Below are 16,575 nucleotides of genomic sequence, written 5' to 3' on the forward strand. Positions count from 1 at the left end.
GACATGGCAAGATCAAAGGCCGGACGGGTGACCGTCCGGCCTTTTCTGCTTTCTTCCTGGAAGCGGTCAGCGCTTGCCGAAGATGATCTTGGCCAGGCTGGCGAAGAAGCCGGGGCGATGCGCCTGCGGCGTCACTTCGGCCGTCGCCTCAGTGATCGAAGACGCGGCGGCGGGTTCGGGCGAAGAAGCAGCCTCGGCTTCCGCGCTGGCTGCGGCGGCGGGGATGGCGGCTTCCGGCGCGATGGTCGAAGCGGCCGCGGCGGGCGCGGGATCGACGGTCGTCGGCGCTTCCTCATGAACCGGATTGACGATCGGGGCGACGACCACGCCTTCGGGAGCCGGCTGGATTTTGGGTTTGGACGCTCGCGGACGCGGCGGGGCCTTTGCGGTCGCTTCGCCAGCCGGAGCCTTCGGCTTGGCTGCGCGGGCTGTGGTCGCGCCGACGACGCCGGACGCCGGTGTCCGGGCGCGGGAAGCGGTCTTCTTGGGAGCCGGCGTGGTCTTCGCGTCAGAGATGTCCGAGGCGACTTTGGTGCGAGGCGTGCGAGGCCTGGGCGTCGCCTTCGGCTTTGCGGCCGTCTCTTCCGACGGCCCGGTCTCGATGTTTGACGGCGCCTTGGCCATGGATTTACCCACCCCTCCGATTGACAGCACGCGCGTGGGCGCGTCTGTCGCGCCATCGCTGATTCCCTATCCTAACCGGGTTTGAGACATGTCCGAAACCGCCGCCGTTCAGGTGATCGCGCGGGGCGAACGCGCCGCCTGCGAGGCCGCCGCCGCCGCCATCGACGCCGATCCCATGCTGGAGGGCGCCACCTATTCCATCCTGGAGGAGGACGAGGATCGCGGCCTGTGGCGCATCGACGCCTTTCCGACCACCGACGGGGAAGTCGAAGGGCTGAAGGCGGCGCTGGCGGATCATCCGGTCACCGTGTCGGTGGACAAGCTGGCCGACGCCGACTGGCTGGCCATGTCGCTGTCGGGCCTTCCGCCGGTCACGGCGGGACGCTTCTTTGTCTATGGAGCGCACGACGAGGGGCGGGTGCCGCCGAACTCGATCAATCTGAAGATCGACGCGGGCGCCGCCTTCGGGACCGGGCATCACGGCACCACGGTCGGTTGCCTCGAGGCGTTCGACGAACTGCTGAAGCGCGAAAGCTTCGAGCGGGTGCTGGATGTTGGCTGCGGCACGGGCGTGCTGGCCATCGCGGCCGCGCGCACGGGAAGCCGTGTGGCGGTCGGGACCGACATCGATGCGCCGTCGGTCCGCATCGCCAACGAGAACGCCGCGCTCAACCGGGCGAAGGCGACCTTTGTTCATGCCTCGGGGCTGAACGACCAGCGCGTGCGCCGGCACGGCCCCTATGATCTGGTGTTCGCCAACATCTTGGCGCCGCCCCTGGTGGCTCTGTCGCAGGACATCCGCATGGCGCTGAAGCTGGACGGCGTGGCGATCCTGTCAGGTCTGCTGCGGACGCAGGAGCGGCGCGTCACCGCCGCCTATCTGTCGCGCGGATTCCGGCTGGAGCGGCGCATACGCCACGACGCCTGGAGCGCCCTGGTTCTGCGCCGCGTCGGCTGATCAGTCGAAGTCCTTGAAGTCGGGCTGGCCGGTCGAGGCGAACAGCCCGCCGTCCACCGACATCACCAGACCATGGACGAAGCTGGCGTCGTCGCTGGCCAGAAAGGCGATAACGGAGGCGATCTCCTCCGGCTGGGCACCGCGGCCCAGCGGGATGGCCTTGGCGAAGGCGTCCATCAACGCCTTGTCGTCCTTCATCTCCGCCGTCAGGCCGGTGTGCACCAGGGTCGGTGCGACTGCGTTCACGCGCACGCCGTCGCGTCCGCTGTCGCGCGCCATGGCCCGCGTCAGCTGTGACACCGCGCCCTTGGCCATGTTGTAGCCGATCATGGCGCCGTCGCCGCCCAGCCCCGAGATCGAGGAGGTGTTGACGATGCAGCCCTTGGTCTTCTTCAGCTCCGGATAGGCGGCGCGGCTACCGAACAGCACGCCGTCGACGTTGATCGCCATCACCTTGCGATAGTCGGCCATCGCCATTTCGGTGACCGTGCCATCACAGCCGACGCCGGCGTTGTTGACCATGACGTCCAGGCGGCCGAAGCGGTCGGTCGCCGCCTGGACCAGGGCCTCGACCTGAGCCTGGTCGGACACGTCGACGATGCGCGTCACGACGCGCGAGGCGTCCACGCCCCTCAGCGTTTCCGCCAGGCCGTCTTCGTCGACGTCGGCGGCGACCACATTGGCGCCCTCCTGGGCGAAGCGGCGGGCGGTCGCCTGGCCTATGCCGGATCCTGCGCCGGTCACGATCACGGTCTTGCCTGCGAAGCGGTTCATCGCAATGTCCTTCTGCGGTTCGGGTTTGAAGGGGTAACAAGACGCGCCAAGGCCCGTTCCATCAGCAATCCTTGATCTCGAAAGCCGCCGCTTGAGCCGGGCGAGAGACCGGCTTAGGTCTGAGGGATGCGCCAGACATTCAACGAATCCACCGATCCCGCGTTCGGAGCCCGCCACCTGCCGCTGCTGCGCGCGCGCATGGCCGAGCAGGAACTGGACGGCTTTCTCGTGCCGCATGAAGACGAGCACCAGAACGAGTATCTGCCCGAGGCGAACGAACGCCTGGCCTGGATCAGCGGCTTCACCGGCTCGGCGGGCGCGGCGGTGGTGCTGACGGACCGTGCGGCGATCTTCACCGATGGACGCTACACCGTGCAGGTGCGGGCTCAGACGGACGGCGACCTGTTCGAGCGGGTCGATCTGGCGGCTTTGCCTGAGTGGCTGGAGCGTGCGCCGACCGGATCGGTGATCGGTTACGATCCGCGCCTGCACAGCCCGGATGCGCTGACCGTGCTGCGTCGCGCGGTGCTGAAGGCCGGAGGCGAGCTGAAGGCGATTGACGTCAATCCGCTCGACCGGGCCTGGGGCGACGATCGGCCGGCGCAGCCCTCGGCGCCCGTCGTGCCGCACGAGGACCGCTACGCGGGCGAGAGCCATGCGGACAAGCGCGTTCGCATTGGCCGCGCCGTGGCGGAAGCTGGCGCCGACGTCGTCCTGCTGACCGCGCCCGCGTCCATCGCCTGGCTGTTCAATGTGCGGGGCGGGGACGTGATCCGCACACCGTTGCCGCTCGCGCAGGCGATTCTGGAGGCGGACGGGCGCGCACGGCTCTTCCTGGATGCGCGCAAGGTGACCAACGCACTGCCGGGCTGGCTAGGCGACGCGGTGTCGATCGAGGCGTCTGAAACCCTTTCCGAGGCGCTGGATGCGCTGAGCGGCCGGCGGGTGCTGGTCGATCCGGCGGTCTCGTCCGCCTGGTTCTTTGAGCGGCTGCAGGCGGCCGGCGCCGACATCGTACGAGGCCAGGACCCGTGCGCCATCACGCGCGCCGCCAAGAACCCAGTCGAGATCGAGGGCAGTCGCCAGGCGCATATCCGTGACGGCGCCGCGCTCGCACGCTTCCTGCACTGGGTGGATACGACGGCTCAGGAAACCCTGCCGGACGAGCGGGAGGTCGTGGAGGCGCTGGAGCGGTTCCGCGAAGAGACCGGCGCGCTGAAGGATCTGTCGTTCGACACCATCGCGGGCGCGGGACCCAACGGCGCCTTGCCGCATTACAAGCCCGTCGGCGGCACGATCCGTCGGACCGAGCGTGGGTCGCTGCTGCTGGTCGACGGGGGCGGGCAGTACCTCGACGGCACCACCGACGTGACCCGCACGGTGGCGGTGGGGGAGCCTACGGCCGACCAGCGCCGCATGTTCACCCTGGTTCTGAAAAGCCACATCGCCATGGCCGCCGTGCGCTTTCCCGAAGGCACGTCGGGGCGACAGCTGGATGCGGTGGCGCGCGCGCCGATGTGGGCGGCGGGTCTCGACTACGACCACGGCACCGGTCACGGCGTCGGCAGCTATCTGGGCGTTCATGAAGGACCCCAGCGCATCGCCAAATGGGGCACGGACCAGCCGCTGCTGGAAGGCATGATCCTGTCGAACGAGCCCGGCTATTACCGCGAGGGGCACTGGGGCATCCGCATCGAGACCCTGCAGGTGGTGACGCCCGCGACCGCCATTCAAGGCGGCGAGCGGCCGATGCACGGTTTCGAGCAACTGACGTTTGCGCCGCTCGATCGCCGGCTGATCGACGTCGATCTGCTAAGCCCGGCCGAGCGGGCCTATGTGGACGCGTACCACGCAGAAACGTTGGCCAAGATCGGACCGTTGCTCGATGGCGATGTCGGGGCGTGGCTAAAGGCGGCGTGCGCGCCGCTCTGAGCCCCGGCGGTCAGATGCGACAGCGGATCGCCGCCAGCATCTCGATCTGGCTGTTCACGCCGGCCTTCAGGAAGGTCGAGCGGATGTGGCTGCGCACCGTGCTGATCGACACCTCCATGCGGTCGGCCACGGCTTGCGGGCTCAGACCGTTCAGCAGATGGGCGGCCACGGCGGCCTCGGCGGCCGTAAAGCCATAGAGCGCCCGGCCCGCGGCCGAGGCGCGATCCGCAGGATCGGAGCCGGGCCAGCGCACGATCACCACGACGCCTGTCCAATCCACGTGACCGACGCCCAGGCGCACGATCTCGGCCAAGGCCGTCTCGCCGCCGTCAGGGCCGGGCAGGGGCAGCAGCCGCGCGCCGATCCGCTGGCCCGACGCCATCTCGGCGATGGCGGCGCGGAGCGTCCGTGATCCCGACGCGCGCATTTCCAGCTGCTCGTCCTTCAGACGCAGATAAAGGCCGTCATCGAACAGGCGCAGACCGCTCGGAGTGGCGGCGAGCACCCGGCCCTCCGCGTCACAGACAAAGGCGGCAAGCCCCATCGCCTGGAGCACCCCGGCGGTCTGCGCCGCCTCCTGCATCCGCTGCATGTCCGACGCCGACTGCGGAAACTCGGGTCGTGTGCGTGATTGTCCCACTTTTGGGATTTTTCCTCTCGACGGCGGCCGTTGCTGTGCTATTGCCCGTAGCCAGACGTGCCGATCGAAACTTAGCAAAAGTTGCGATTCCGCCGGCCATGGTGCACGGGTAAGGTTAAGCTTCGAACTTAACGGCAAAAAAGCCAGCCTTCTCGCCTTTTCTCCCATGACGCGAAAAGCCCGACGAACTCTGGGTTTCAAAAGGTTAATGCCCGCGAACGCTGTGGATCGCGCGGCTCGGCGAACCCTGTCTCCTCAATAATGATGATGCTTACCAAATCACTAACGGCCATGTTCCGCCGCGTCGCGGACGGGGGTCCGCTGGGGCTAGGTAAGCATGAGAGTTTTTCTGGATGCGTCCGCAGGGCGCAAGCCGCCTAGCGGGCCGCTGAAGCGCGGCGCGCTGTTCATCGCGGCGGTGATCGCGAGCGCCACGGGAGCCGGCGCCGCCTCGGCGCAGGATCTTGTCTATACGCCGATCAATCCGACATTCGGCGGCAACTCGTTCAACTCGGCGCACCTTTTGGGCATCGCCAATGCGCAGAACGACTATCGGGATCCAAACTCGACCACGGGCTCGAGCCAGGGCGACATCTTCGCTCGCCAGCTGCAATCGCGTCTGCTGTCGGCGGTGTCGTCGCAGCTGGTGGACGCCATATTCGGCGAGAACCCGCAGGAAAGCGGCACCATCAGCCTGGGCGGCCAGACGATCGATTTCAATCGCGATCTCGAAAACGTCACCATCACCATCACCGATGACGCCACGGGCGAGATCACCACGATCATCGTCCCGCTGTTCGTGAACATCCAGTGATGCGCGCCCTTTCCGCCATCGCCGCCGTCTTGACCCTGACGGGTTGCGCCGCGCAGGCCGTGCAGTCGGTCGCCGACATCACGCCGACGGCCCTGCCGACCTATCAGTCCGCGACCGAGAGCCAGAAGGCGCTGTTCGGCATTCCGTCGCCGGCGCGCCCGGTGGCCGTCGCCGTCTACAGCTTCACCGACCAGACCGGCCAGTTCCGCCCATCCTCGACCGGCCAGACGCTGTCGCGCGCGGTGACGCAAGGCTCGACCTCGATCCTGATGAAGGCGCTGCAGGACGCCGGCCGTCGCAGCTGGTTCACCATCATCGAGCGCGAACAGCTGGCTCATCTGCTGAACGAGCGCCAGATCATCCGCGAGATGCGCGAACGCTATCTGGGTGAGACCACGCTGAACGCAGAGGCGCTGCCGTCCCTGCTGTTCGCCGGCGTGATCCTGGAGGGCGGGGTCATCGGCTATGACTCCAACACCATGACCGGCGGCGCCGGCGCGGGCTTTCTGGGCATCAGCGCCCGCAGCGAATATCGCCAGGACACGGTCACCGTCTATCTACGCGCCGTGTCGGTGCGCACCGGCGAAGTGCTGACCACCGTCACCGCGGCCAAGACCATCGCCTCCTACAGCGTGGGCGGCGGCGCCTTCCGCTATGTCGGCTTCAAGGAGTTGCTGGAGGCCGAAGCCGGTCTGACCACCAACGAGCCGGACCAGGTGGCGCTGCAACAGGCGATCGAAAAGGCGGTCTACGCCATGGTCATGGAAGGCGTCGAGTTGAAGCTCTGGAACTTCGCCGACACCGACGCCGGCTGGCCGCTGTTCTACCGCTATCAGCAAGAGCGGGACGGCCACATGACGGCCGAGCAGGTCGCCGCCGCCAACGCCCGGGTGCAGCACGCCCAGGCCATGGCCGAGGCCTCGCCCGTTCAATCAAGACCCCGCCTGGCCCGCCTGGAAGGCGGCCAGAATGTGGCGCAGGTCTTGCAACCCAGTACAGCGTCGGGAGGCGGCGTCCCAATCGGGAACACGACCTCCAGCGGTGTAGCGTCCACGTCCGCCCAGACCCGCGCTCTGAACACGGGCCCAACCGGACACCAGTAGGCGTAACGCCTCCGCGCGGGCGAGTGTCGCGCGGGCTTAACCCAGAACAGAACCGCGCCGGCCTGCACGCCGGCGGTCGTCAACCCGACGGCGCGACCCTGCATGGGCGGTCGTCACCAGGGAGTTAACACCCGTGAAACGCACCATTCTCGCTTCGGTTTCCGCCGTCGCGCTTCTGGCCGGAGGCTCAGCCTTCGCCCAGACAAACAACACGTCGACGATCAACCAGTCTGGTACAGATCAGCAAGCTGAAGTTGAACAATACGGTCGCAACAACACCTCGAACGTCACTCAAAGCGGCAGCAACAATCGCACCAACATTGGTGACATCGGCGTTGAGCAGCGCGGAAACGACCACTCGTCGATTGTCAACCAAACCGGAGCGGGCGGCACTGTTCGCGTGCAGCAGTTCAATGAGGCCGGCGTTGGTGGCAACACGTCGCTTGTGAACCAGAGCGCGAACGGCGTGGTCAGCGCCAAGCAACACGGCGACAATGATCTGGTCGTGAACCAGGACGCAGGCCGCATCGACTACAGCGCCAGCATTCCGGGCAGCCCCACGAACGCCATGGCTTGGGTGGAGCAGCACGGCGACAACACCGCAAACATCACCCAAACCGAAACGGCCGATGGTTCGGATGCTTCGGTGTACCAGAACGGCTCGGGCAACCGCGCAACAGTCGATCAAGATGCCGGCATGAACGACGCGGGCGATGAGTGGAACGCCCGCGGTCTGGGCGGCATCGACCAAGTCGGCGATGCAAACGAGGCGACCATCACGCAACGCGCCGGATCCTACGCGGACGTGATGCAGAATGGTGACGGCAACTCCGCCGAAGTGACGCAGCAATCCGCCGGCAACTACGCGGCTACGAGCCAAACAGGTTCAGACAACACTGTTGACGTGGTGCAGCGTGACCAAGCCGGCGGCATCGTCACGACGGTGCAAAACAGTGACGACAGCTCCATCAACGTCACGCAAACGTCGGACAACTCGGAAGCCTATCTCGAGCAAGGCGCAGGCGAGGGCAACAGCATCGTCCTGACGCAAGGCCGCGCGGCTGGATCTCAGTTCCAGACCAACGGTCAAGAAGCCAACATTCAGCAGTACGGCGACGACAACGAAGTGTTGGCCAGCCAGTCGGGCAGCTCCGGCGATCTCGACATCTATCAAAATGGTGATGGCAACTACGCCAACACGTCGCAATCCGGCTTCGACAACTCGATCGGCGACAGTGACCTGAACGGTTCAGTGGGTATCGATCAGATCGGCTCTCGCAACGACGCCTTTGTGTCGCAGTCGGGTCAACTCTCGACCGTCTTGATCTCGCAAGTCAGCAGCGACAACTTCGCCGAAGTCAATCAAGGCGTGAACAACGCGCCGAACCCGGCGGGTTCGCCCGACCCTGCAGTTGCGATGGCCTCGATTCGCCAAGAAGGCGGCAGCTTCAACAGCAGCACAATTAACCAGGTCGGCGGCAACGCCACCAACAGCGCCCGTCTGATGAACGCCGTCTCGACCCAGAGCGGCAATGACAACGTCAGCACAATCGACCAGACGAACACGTCCATCGCGTCGGCCTTCTCCAGCAACCTGGCGCAGGTTCGTCAGTCGGGCGACAACAACGACTCGGAAGTCCGACAAGACGGCATCCTGCTGATCGCCGACGTGACTCAATCGGGCTCGGACAACACCTCCGACCTGTTCCAGACCGGAACGCAGAACAGCGCCACCGTGGTGCAGTCGGGCTCTTTCGACACCTCCATCATCAATCAAAGCGGCGCCAACAACACCGCTTCGGTGCGTCAAGGCAACTGAGTGCTCAGGCCGCGTCTTCGGGCGCGGCTTTTCTCAAACCATAGATCCAACAGGAAACGACAATGAAACTCTCCATCCTCGCGTCGGTCTCGGCCGTCGCTCTCCTCGCCGCCGGCGCCGCTTCAGCCCAAAGCAACACCTCGAACGTCACTCAAGCCGGAAATGGCCAGAACGCTGACGTGACGCAACGTGGCGCGAATGGCGTCTCCGCCGTGTTGCAAGACGGTTCGAACTCCAACTACGCTATCGTGGCTCAATACACGGGCTCCTCCCGCGCTGACTCCTACGTCTCGCAGAACGGCCAATACAGCATCGCTCGTGTGGACCAGGAGGGCGCGGGCGCCGAGTCGGATGTCACTCAGACCGGAAGCTCGCACCGCGTAGACGTGGATCAGAACGGCGACAGCTTCTCGTCGATCACACAGCAGAACTTCAACAACGACGCCAACGTCAAGCAGACGGGCGACGCCAATCAGTCGTACATCTCGCAGACGGGCGACCGCGGCAACATTGGCTTGCACCCGAACAGCGTGAGCGGACTGGTCCAGAATGGCACTGCGAACGTCTCGAACATCACCCAGTCCGGTTCAGAACAAGATGCGGCTGTGAGCCAGCTGGGCAACGCGAACACCTCGGTTATCGACCAGAGCGGTAATCTGGCATCCTCGACGGTCCTCCAAAACGGCGACCGCAACGACTCCTTCGTGTCCCAGTTCGCTGAAGGCGCGTCGGCTACCGTTGCGCAGAACAGCGACGACAACCGCTCCAACATCGTTCAGAACGCCGACGCCACCGCCTCGGTGACGCAGGGTGGCGGCTTCAACAGCTTTGGCACGATCGATGGTCGTGAGAACAACGTCTCGAACATCTTCCAGGAAGCTGGTTCCGCGGGTGCTGCCGCGACGGTTTCCCAAAACGGCGTTCTGAACTCGTCGCTGATCTATCAAGGCGCGGATTCGGACGCGACTGTGTCGCAAACCGGCACGTTCAACACCTCCGAGATCGACCAGGACGCCGACACCTCGGCTTCGGTGACTCAAGGCGGCGCCTACGGTGACAACCGCTCCTATGTTCTGCAAGGCGTGGGTTCGGACGGTTCGCAAGCCATCGTCAATCAATCCTCGGATAGCCGTCAGGCGGCTGCTCCGAGCAACGACTCGGTGATCCGCCAGTCAGCCGAGAACGCCTTCGCTGGCGTCAACCAAACCGGCGACGATAACTTGTCTAACGTGATCCAAAGCGGCGCCTTCAGCACCGCTGGCGTGTTGCAGAACGGCACGGGCAACGTGTCGAACGTTGACCAAGCGGGCGTCGTCACGTCAGCTGCGCTGCGCAACGCCGCTATGGTCGAGCAGATCGGCAGCAACCTCAACTCGGATATCGATCAAGTCGGTGAGTACGGCGACGCGATCGTTGACCAAATCGGCTCCGGCAACCGCTCGGTGGTTTATCAAGCCGCCAGCGGCAACACCGCCGAGATCGAGCAATCGGGCAGCGACAACCGTTCGCTGCTGTCGCAAACGGGGAACAACAACAACTTCTTCTTCGGCACGGGCGGCATCTCGCAATCCGGCACGGGTAATGAGTCTGATGCTTTCCAAACCGGCGACAACGGCATCCTGAATGTCACGCAAAGCGGATCGAACAACGACTCGCTGGTCAACCAAGGCGGCAACCTGAACACCGCCACCGTTGTGCAAACGAGCGACTTCAACGTCTCGACCATCACTCAAGGTGGTTCGAACAACGTCGCCTCGGTGCGTCAGGGCAACTAAGGCCTACCCGCGACCGACCTCTTCCTCCGGGATCGGGTCGGTCGCGACACCGGAGGGGCGGGCGCAGGGATGCGTCCGCCTCGACGGCTGATCGCGAGAAGCTCCAAGCTTTGACGCGATGCGAGTTTTTCAAGACGAGTCGGCTGGGCCGGCGGTCTTTTGCAACGGAGCTGGATCCATGATCCGCACTCTCCTTCTTTCCGCCCTGTTCGCCGCCGCCGCCGCCTCGGGCGCGCAGGCCCAGATCGCGGCCAGCGCCTATGTGGAGCAGATCGGCGACGCCAACCGCGCCACGATCACCCAGGCGCGGGGCTCGGCGTCGACCGCCGCCCGCATCCAGCAGCGCGGCGACAACAACACGGCCGGCGTCCGGCAGGAGGCTGGATCGGCCTATGCCGACGTGGCGCAATTCGGGAACGGCAACGGGGCCGGTGTCCTCCAGCAGGGAGATGCCGGCGGCCGGGCCACGGTGGGCCAGAACGGCAACGGCAACCAGGCCTCGGTCACGCAGATGGCCAGCGTCACGGCGCACGCCGCCTCCATTCAGCAGGACGGCGACCGCAACAGCATCGCCCTGAACCAGTCGGGCGAAGGCAACTCGGCCACCCTGACGCAGGACGGCGATGACAACGGCATGGTCGTCGCGCAGTCCGGCGCCGGCAACGCCCTGAACTGGACGCAGGTCGGATCGAACCTGAGCGCGCCCGCCGTGATCATGGACGGGGTTGGCAAGACCCTGACCATCACCCAGACCAGCATTGTCACGCCCAAATGACGGACGCGGTGGCCGACAGCGACATCGCGGTCGGCGCCCCGGCCGGCCGGAACCGGCGTCTGGCCGCGACCGTCGTTCTGGCGGTCATGTCGCTGGTGTGGGTCGGTGATGCGGGCGTGCGGGTGGTCAGGTCCATGGGCGACACTCCGAAGCTGTTCTCGCTCGGTGGCCTGGGCGCGGATGCCGACGGCGCGGACGCGACCGCGCCCGGTCCGCAGTCGGTCCTGATCCAGACCGGCCAGGGCAATCTGGCCGCCATACTCTCTTCCGGGGCGGTTCAGTCGCGGGTCTCCCAGTTCGGCGCTGACAACGAAGTGCAGGTGCGCCAAAACGGCGACGGCCTCGTTTCCGTGGTCGAGCAGGGCAGGGCGCCGGGAGCGGCCTCCGTATTCGAAACCGATCTGGCGGGGCGTCGCGCGGGGGTCGATCCGCTCGGTGGGGTCTCGGGCAACCGCGCCTTTATCGATCAGACGGGGGTGAACAACCGGTCGCTGATCGGCCAGTTCGGGACGGGCGCGACGGCCGACGTCGTGCAGCGCGGCGCGGGCAATCTGTCCAGCATCTTCCAGTCCGGCGCCGACGCCTCTGTGTTTGTCAGCCAGGCGGGCGAGCGCAACGGCTCGCTGATCATGCAGCACGACTTCGCGGTGCGCGCCAATGTGGTCCAGGTCGGCGAAGACGGCCTGTCCGAAGCGCGCCAGTGGGACCAGTCCTCCGGCTCGATCGCCCAGGTGTTCCAGGCGGGATCGCGCTCCATGTCCGACATCGACCAGGCCGGCGTGCGCAATCTCGCCACCGTGGTCCAGTGGGACGGCAGCGAGCGGGTCGCCTCCACCGTGATCCAGGACGGAAACCTGGGTCAGGCGCGGGTGGATCAGGCGGGGGTGGAGCTGGTCTCCATCGTGCGCCAGGCGTCCGGAGAGGCCAACGTCGCCGAGGTGTACCAGGCGGGTCTGAACAATGTGTCGGAGATCCTCCAGTCGGGATCCGCCAACATGGCCGCAGCGCGTCAGTCCGGCAGCGGCAATCGATCCGTCATCACCCAGTCCGGAACGGGCAACGTCGCCAGCGTCAGCCAGTCCGCCCTGTAGGTTCGGGGCTCGACCTGCTACAATCGTTGTCAAGGAGGCCGCGCCGCATGATCCGTTCCGCCGCCGTTTTCGCCGCCGTCCTGCTCGCCTCCGGCGCCGCCGTGGGCCAGGATGGCTCGGGCGTGGCCATCACCCAGACCAATCCGACGCGGCCGGGCTCCTCCGACGCCGCACGCGCCGCCCAGGTGGGCGCGCCCGCCGCGCCTCTGCCGCAGGCAGAGCCGAGACCGCGCGACCGCACCGTGTCCGGCTCGACCCCGCCCGCCGACGGACCCGTGCCCTATACCCAAGTGACGGGCGAACGCGGACAGGCCTATTCGCGGCTGGACCTGGCCACAGGCAGGCCCAGCGCCGAGGCGCCGGCGTCGCCCGCGCGCCGGGCCGAGGGACGAAACACCAGCACCGTGGTTCCAACCGGCCCGGATCGTTGCGATCCGCAGAACGCCCAGGCCCTCGCGGCATGTGCGCGCGTGATCGAGACGCGAGCCGGGGATTTTCCTGCGCCGAACCCCGAACCGCTGTCGCCGGAACAAAGACTGCTGGCGACGCAGAACGAGCAACGGACGGCGCCGAACGATCTGGGCGCCGCCGCGCGTCGCCTGGCCAATGGCGAGGTTGACGGCTCCAACGCCGCCCTGGCCGTCGCCTCCATGGCCCTGAACCGGCCCGCGCCGGATGAAGAGGATGCGGAAACGCCGGCGCTGGACGCCGCGACCCAGGCGATCGTCGCCGGCGTGATAGGGGTGATCGGCGCAGGCGCTCCGGTCACGCCGAACTAGAAGGACTGCGCGATGATCCCGGCCGATGGCGTGGACGCCCACTTCGAGATGGTTCGGTCCGAACGCGGGGTGGCCGTGTCCGCCTATGTCGCCGCCGACACGCCGCGCGAGCTGCGTTGGCGGCTGGTGGTCAGCTCGCGCACAAGCGGCGGGACCAGCAATGTCAGCCAAGGCGGCTCCACCGATGGCCGGTCGTCCGGACCTGTGGGCGTGGTGACCGTCTCGCCCGACAGTCAGGGCGCGGTGACCCTGTCCGTCTATGACGGCGAACGCATGGTGCACGAAGAGACGGCGGACCTCGCCGAGATGTCGTCGAGCTCGGAAGGCCGCTGACCGGCTCTACTGCTCGCTGCCCGTCCGCCACAGGCTGGAGGTGAGGGGCTCGGTCAGATAGGCGAGGGCGGTGCGCTTGCGCAGCAGCACGACGACCTCGGCGGGCATGCCGGGCCGGATCTGGCGAGCCTTGGCGCCGAGCCGCTCGAGCTCGGCCGGCGGCACCACCACCTCGGCCCGGTAGTGACTGCGGCCGGTGGCCTCGTCGACGAAGCTGTCGGCCGAGATGCGCGTGACCTGACCGTGCAGGATCGGGATCGAACGCTCGCGAAGGCCAGGGAACTTGACCTCGGTCTCCTGGCCGATGCGGAGGTTGTCGATGTCGGCGGGATTGACCTGGGCGACGATCACCTGCGACGCCTCGTCCGGCACCACATCCATCAGCGTCTGGCCGGGCTGGATCACGCCGCCGGGCGTGAACACCGTCAGGCCGACGACCTGGCCGGTCGAGGGGCTGCGGATCTGGCTGCGGGCGATCTGACGCCGCGCCTCTTCCAGCCTTGGGCGGAGTTCGTTCAGCTGCACCTCGAGCTGGCGCAGGGTGTCGGCGACATCCTCGTTCATCTTGGTGGACACGCCCAGCATCTCGAGCCGGGTTTCGCCCACGGCCTCGCGCGCACTGGCGACCTGGGCGCGCAGGGCGCCGAGTTCGCCATCGAGGGACGCGGCCGTGCGCTCGAGCGCGCGCACGCGGTTCTGCGGCGCGAAACCCTTGGCTGCGAGTTCGCGCATGCCGACCAGTTCCTCCTCGATCAGGCGGCGCTGGGCGATGTTGGATTCGATCTGGCGCTGATAGCCCTCGATCTGCTGGTCGACCTGGCCGATGCGCTGCTGCAGCACGCCGGTCTCGGTCGAGCGGCCGCTGCGGCGGGCGCCGAACTGGAGGCGCTGTAGCCGCAGAGCCTCGTCGGCGAGGGCGCGGTCTTCGGCGGAAAGGCCGGCGAACTCTGCCGGAATGGGAATGGCGCCCAGGCGGTCGCGTTCGGCGATCATGCGGGCGCGCTGGGCCAGCAAGGACAGGACCTGTCCGGTCAGGCCGCGCTCGACGGCGCGCAGCTCTCCGGTGTTCAGCTCCACCAGCACCTGGCCGCGCTGGACCCGGTCGCCCTCGGCCACATGCAGTCGCGAGACGGTGCCGCCCTCGCGGTGCTGAACGGCCTGGCGATTGCCGGACACGGCGACCTGACCAGAGGCGTAGGCGCCCGCGTCCAGCGGCGCGAACGCCGCCCAGCCCAGGAACAGGCCAAAGAACAAGGCGATCAGCACGCCGCCGATGATCAGGTCACGACGGGGCGAATCGAGCTGGTCGTCGGAAGCGGAGACGCCGCCGGGGGGATCAAGCGTCTGGGTCATTGCGGGCGAGCTCCGGCGGCGGCGGGTTCGGCGCGCATGCGGCCAAGGACAGCTTCGCGCGGGCCTTCCAGATGCACCGCACCGTCGCGCAAGGTCAGCAGACGATCGACTCGAGACAGCACGCCGGCCCGGTGCGCGACGATCACGACGGCGGCCCCGCGCGCGGCGGCGGCCAGCATGGCGCTCATCAAGGCGGCCTCGCCGTCGCTGTCCAGGTTGGAGTTGGGCTCGTCCAGCACCAGCAGCACCGGGTCGTCGTAGAGGGCGCGCGCCAGGGCGATGCGCTGAGCCTGGCCGGCGGAGACGCCCGCGCCGGAGGGGCCAAGCACCGTGTCGTAGCCGTGCGGCAGGCGCAGGATCATCTCGTGCGCGCCGGCGGCTTGGGCGGCGGCGACGGCCTTCGCGTCGATCTCTGGGGAAGACGGGCCTGCGCCACGAGCGAAGCGAGAAATGTTGTCGGTGATCGCGCCGGCGAAGAGGCTTGGGTTCTGCGGCAGATAGCCGATGTGGCGCGCCAGTTCGTCGCTGTCGCGGGCGCTGTATTCCGCGCCGTCCAGCCGCACGACGCCGACCGTGGGGTCCAGCGCGCCGGCAAGGACACGCGCCAGCGTCGTCTTGCCCGATCCGCTGGGGCCGATCACGCCCAGGATCTGGCCCGGCGCCAAGGTCAGGGACACGCCGCGCAATTGGGGCTGGTCGGTGTCGGGCAGGCGCACGGCGACGCCCTCCGTCTGCACCTTGCCGGACGGGGCGGGCAGGGCGGTGCGCGGGCGATCTTCGCTCTTGCTGGCGGCGAACAGGACGATCAGCGACTTCCAGGCGGCGATGGCCTGGTTGATGCCGGTCCAGGCGCCGACCAGCTGTTCGATGGGCGCGACCGCGCGGCTGAGCAGGACCGAGGCCGCGATGATCGAGCCGATGGAGATGTCTCCATGCACCGCCAGCCAGGCGGCCAGACCAAGCGCGGCCGACTGAAGAACCAGGCGCAGGAATTTGGTCAGGCCGGAGTATTTGCCGCCATGAAGCTGGGCGTCGGCGTGTTGCGCGGTGGCGATCCGGCGTTGTTCCAGCTGGCGGGCGATGCTGCTGCGTCGCATGCCCAGGGCGCGCAGCACCTCGGCCTGGCCGGCGACCGCGTCCTGGGCCGCGTAGGCGGCGTTGGTTGAACGGACGGCCTTGTTCGTACGCGGGCGGCTGTCGCGCTCGTTCAGCACCGCCAGGATCAGCAGGACGGCCCCGCCGCAGAGGGTCAGAACGCCGATGGCGGGGTGCAGGAGAAAGCAGCAGATCAGATAGATCGGCGTCCACGGGGCGTCAAAGAAGGCCAACGCGCCGGCGCCGGACAGACCGGATCGCACCGTGTCGAAGTCGCGCAGAGCCTGTGCGCCCGACCGTCCCGACTTCAGGTCGATCACCCGGCCGAGCACGTCGGCGGCCAGCAGCCGGTCCAGTCGCAGCCCCGCCCGCAGCAGCAGCCGCTGGCGCAACCAATCCAGGCCCGACAGCGTGGCGAGCGCGAACAGGGCGGCGGCGCTGATCAGCATCAGCGTCAGCATGCCGCCGGTCGGCACCACCCGGTCATAGACCTGCATCATGTACAGGGTGGGCGCGAGATACAGCAGGTTGACCAGGGCGCTGAACACCGCCGCCCAGACCATATAGGTCCGCACCGCGCGCACGCCGGCCGTCAGCGGCTCTGTTCCCGGCGTGGTCGGCAGCAGGCTTTTGAACACTCCGCGCTCCCCCGAGCTGCTCGCGGCGTTCCGGCCGCATAGCCGACCAAGAAACCACATTGAGCAGGCAAC

Annotated in this window: 15 protein-coding genes; 10 read left to right on the plus strand and 5 right to left on the minus strand. The window is 67.3% G+C overall.

Annotated features, from left to right (window positions below):
- Positions 1–66: 66 nt before the first annotated feature.
- Positions 67–624: a hypothetical protein gene (locus KY493_RS04770; RefSeq protein WP_219897834.1), complete on the minus strand. Its 558-nt coding sequence runs from the start codon at positions 622–624 to the stop codon at positions 67–69.
- Between the two features lie 88 nt (positions 625–712).
- Between KY493_RS04770 and KY493_RS04775 the strand changes: the two genes are divergently transcribed.
- Positions 713–1,582: a 50S ribosomal protein L11 methyltransferase gene (locus tag KY493_RS04775; protein WP_219897835.1), complete on the plus strand. Its 870-nt coding sequence runs from the start codon at positions 713–715 to the stop codon at positions 1,580–1,582.
- On the opposite strand, the gene KY493_RS04780 is transcribed toward KY493_RS04775, so the two are convergent.
- A complete protein-coding gene (locus tag KY493_RS04780) occupies positions 1,583–2,356 on the minus strand; it encodes an SDR family NAD(P)-dependent oxidoreductase (RefSeq protein ID WP_219897836.1) in 774 nt (257 codons plus the stop codon).
- Positions 2,357–2,482: 126 nt separating this feature from the next.
- On the opposite strand from KY493_RS04780, the gene KY493_RS04785 reads away from it, so the two are divergent.
- Positions 2,483–4,288 (plus strand): aminopeptidase P family protein, encoded by a 1,806-nt coding sequence (locus KY493_RS04785; RefSeq protein ID WP_219897837.1) that lies wholly within the window; start codon positions 2,483–2,485, stop codon positions 4,286–4,288.
- A gap of 10 nt (positions 4,289–4,298) precedes the next feature.
- On the opposite strand, the gene KY493_RS04790 is transcribed toward KY493_RS04785, so the two are convergent.
- The gene (locus KY493_RS04790; protein ID WP_219897838.1) at positions 4,299–4,928 is read right to left on the minus strand and encodes a LuxR C-terminal-related transcriptional regulator; all 630 of its coding nucleotides are present in this window, start codon (positions 4,926–4,928) and stop codon (positions 4,299–4,301) included.
- 337 nt (positions 4,929–5,265) lie between these two features.
- On the opposite strand from KY493_RS04790, the gene KY493_RS04795 reads away from it, so the two are divergent.
- The 8 genes from KY493_RS04795 to csgH all read left to right on the plus strand — a co-directional run bounded on the left by KY493_RS04795 (position 5,266) and on the right by csgH (position 13,417).
- Positions 5,266–5,742 (plus strand): curli assembly protein CsgF, encoded by a 477-nt coding sequence (locus KY493_RS04795; RefSeq protein WP_219897839.1) that lies wholly within the window; start codon positions 5,266–5,268, stop codon positions 5,740–5,742.
- Positions 5,742–6,845, plus strand: coding sequence for a CsgG/HfaB family protein (locus tag KY493_RS04800; protein WP_219897840.1), 1,104 nt, complete (start codon positions 5,742–5,744; stop codon positions 6,843–6,845). Before KY493_RS04795 ends, KY493_RS04800 begins: the two co-directional genes overlap by 1 nt.
- A gap of 133 nt (positions 6,846–6,978) precedes the next feature.
- On the plus strand, positions 6,979–8,664 hold the full coding sequence (locus KY493_RS04805) for a hypothetical protein (RefSeq protein WP_219897841.1): 1,686 nt from the start codon (positions 6,979–6,981) through the stop codon (positions 8,662–8,664).
- A 62-nt stretch (positions 8,665–8,726) separates the two neighbouring features.
- Positions 8,727–10,439 (plus strand): hypothetical protein, encoded by a 1,713-nt coding sequence (locus KY493_RS04810; protein ID WP_219897842.1) that lies wholly within the window; start codon positions 8,727–8,729, stop codon positions 10,437–10,439.
- A gap of 178 nt (positions 10,440–10,617) precedes the next feature.
- Positions 10,618–11,214 (plus strand): hypothetical protein, encoded by a 597-nt coding sequence (locus KY493_RS04815; protein ID WP_219897843.1) that lies wholly within the window; start codon positions 10,618–10,620, stop codon positions 11,212–11,214.
- Between the two features lie 8 nt (positions 11,215–11,222).
- Complete coding sequence (locus KY493_RS04820) at positions 11,223–12,305, plus strand: hypothetical protein (protein WP_219897844.1); 1,083 nt, start codon at positions 11,223–11,225, stop codon at positions 12,303–12,305.
- Between the two features lie 47 nt (positions 12,306–12,352).
- Positions 12,353–13,084 carry a hypothetical protein gene (locus tag KY493_RS04825; RefSeq protein WP_219897845.1) on the plus strand — a complete coding sequence of 244 codons (732 nt, stop codon included), beginning with the start codon at positions 12,353–12,355 and terminating at the stop codon, positions 13,082–13,084.
- A gap of 12 nt (positions 13,085–13,096) precedes the next feature.
- Positions 13,097–13,417 carry a curli-like amyloid fiber formation chaperone CsgH gene (gene csgH, locus KY493_RS04830; protein WP_219897846.1) on the plus strand — a complete coding sequence of 107 codons (321 nt, stop codon included), beginning with the start codon at positions 13,097–13,099 and terminating at the stop codon, positions 13,415–13,417.
- A 6-nt stretch (positions 13,418–13,423) separates the two neighbouring features.
- Here csgH and KY493_RS04835 read toward each other — a convergent pair whose 3' ends face one another.
- Together KY493_RS04835 and KY493_RS04840 are read right to left on the minus strand one after the other, a co-directional pair.
- Entirely contained in the window at positions 13,424–14,770 is a 1,347-nt protein-coding gene (locus KY493_RS04835; protein WP_219897847.1) for an HlyD family type I secretion periplasmic adaptor subunit, read from the minus strand.
- Positions 14,767–16,503, minus strand: a complete 1,737-nt coding sequence (locus KY493_RS04840) for a type I secretion system permease/ATPase (RefSeq protein ID WP_219897848.1) — start codon at positions 16,501–16,503, stop codon at positions 14,767–14,769. Before KY493_RS04840 ends, KY493_RS04835 begins: the two co-directional genes overlap by 4 nt.
- Between the last annotated feature and the right edge of the window lie 72 nt (positions 16,504–16,575).

This window comes from Brevundimonas sp. PAMC22021 (assembly GCF_019443405.1).
Classification (GTDB): Bacteria; Pseudomonadota; Alphaproteobacteria; order Caulobacterales; family Caulobacteraceae; genus Brevundimonas.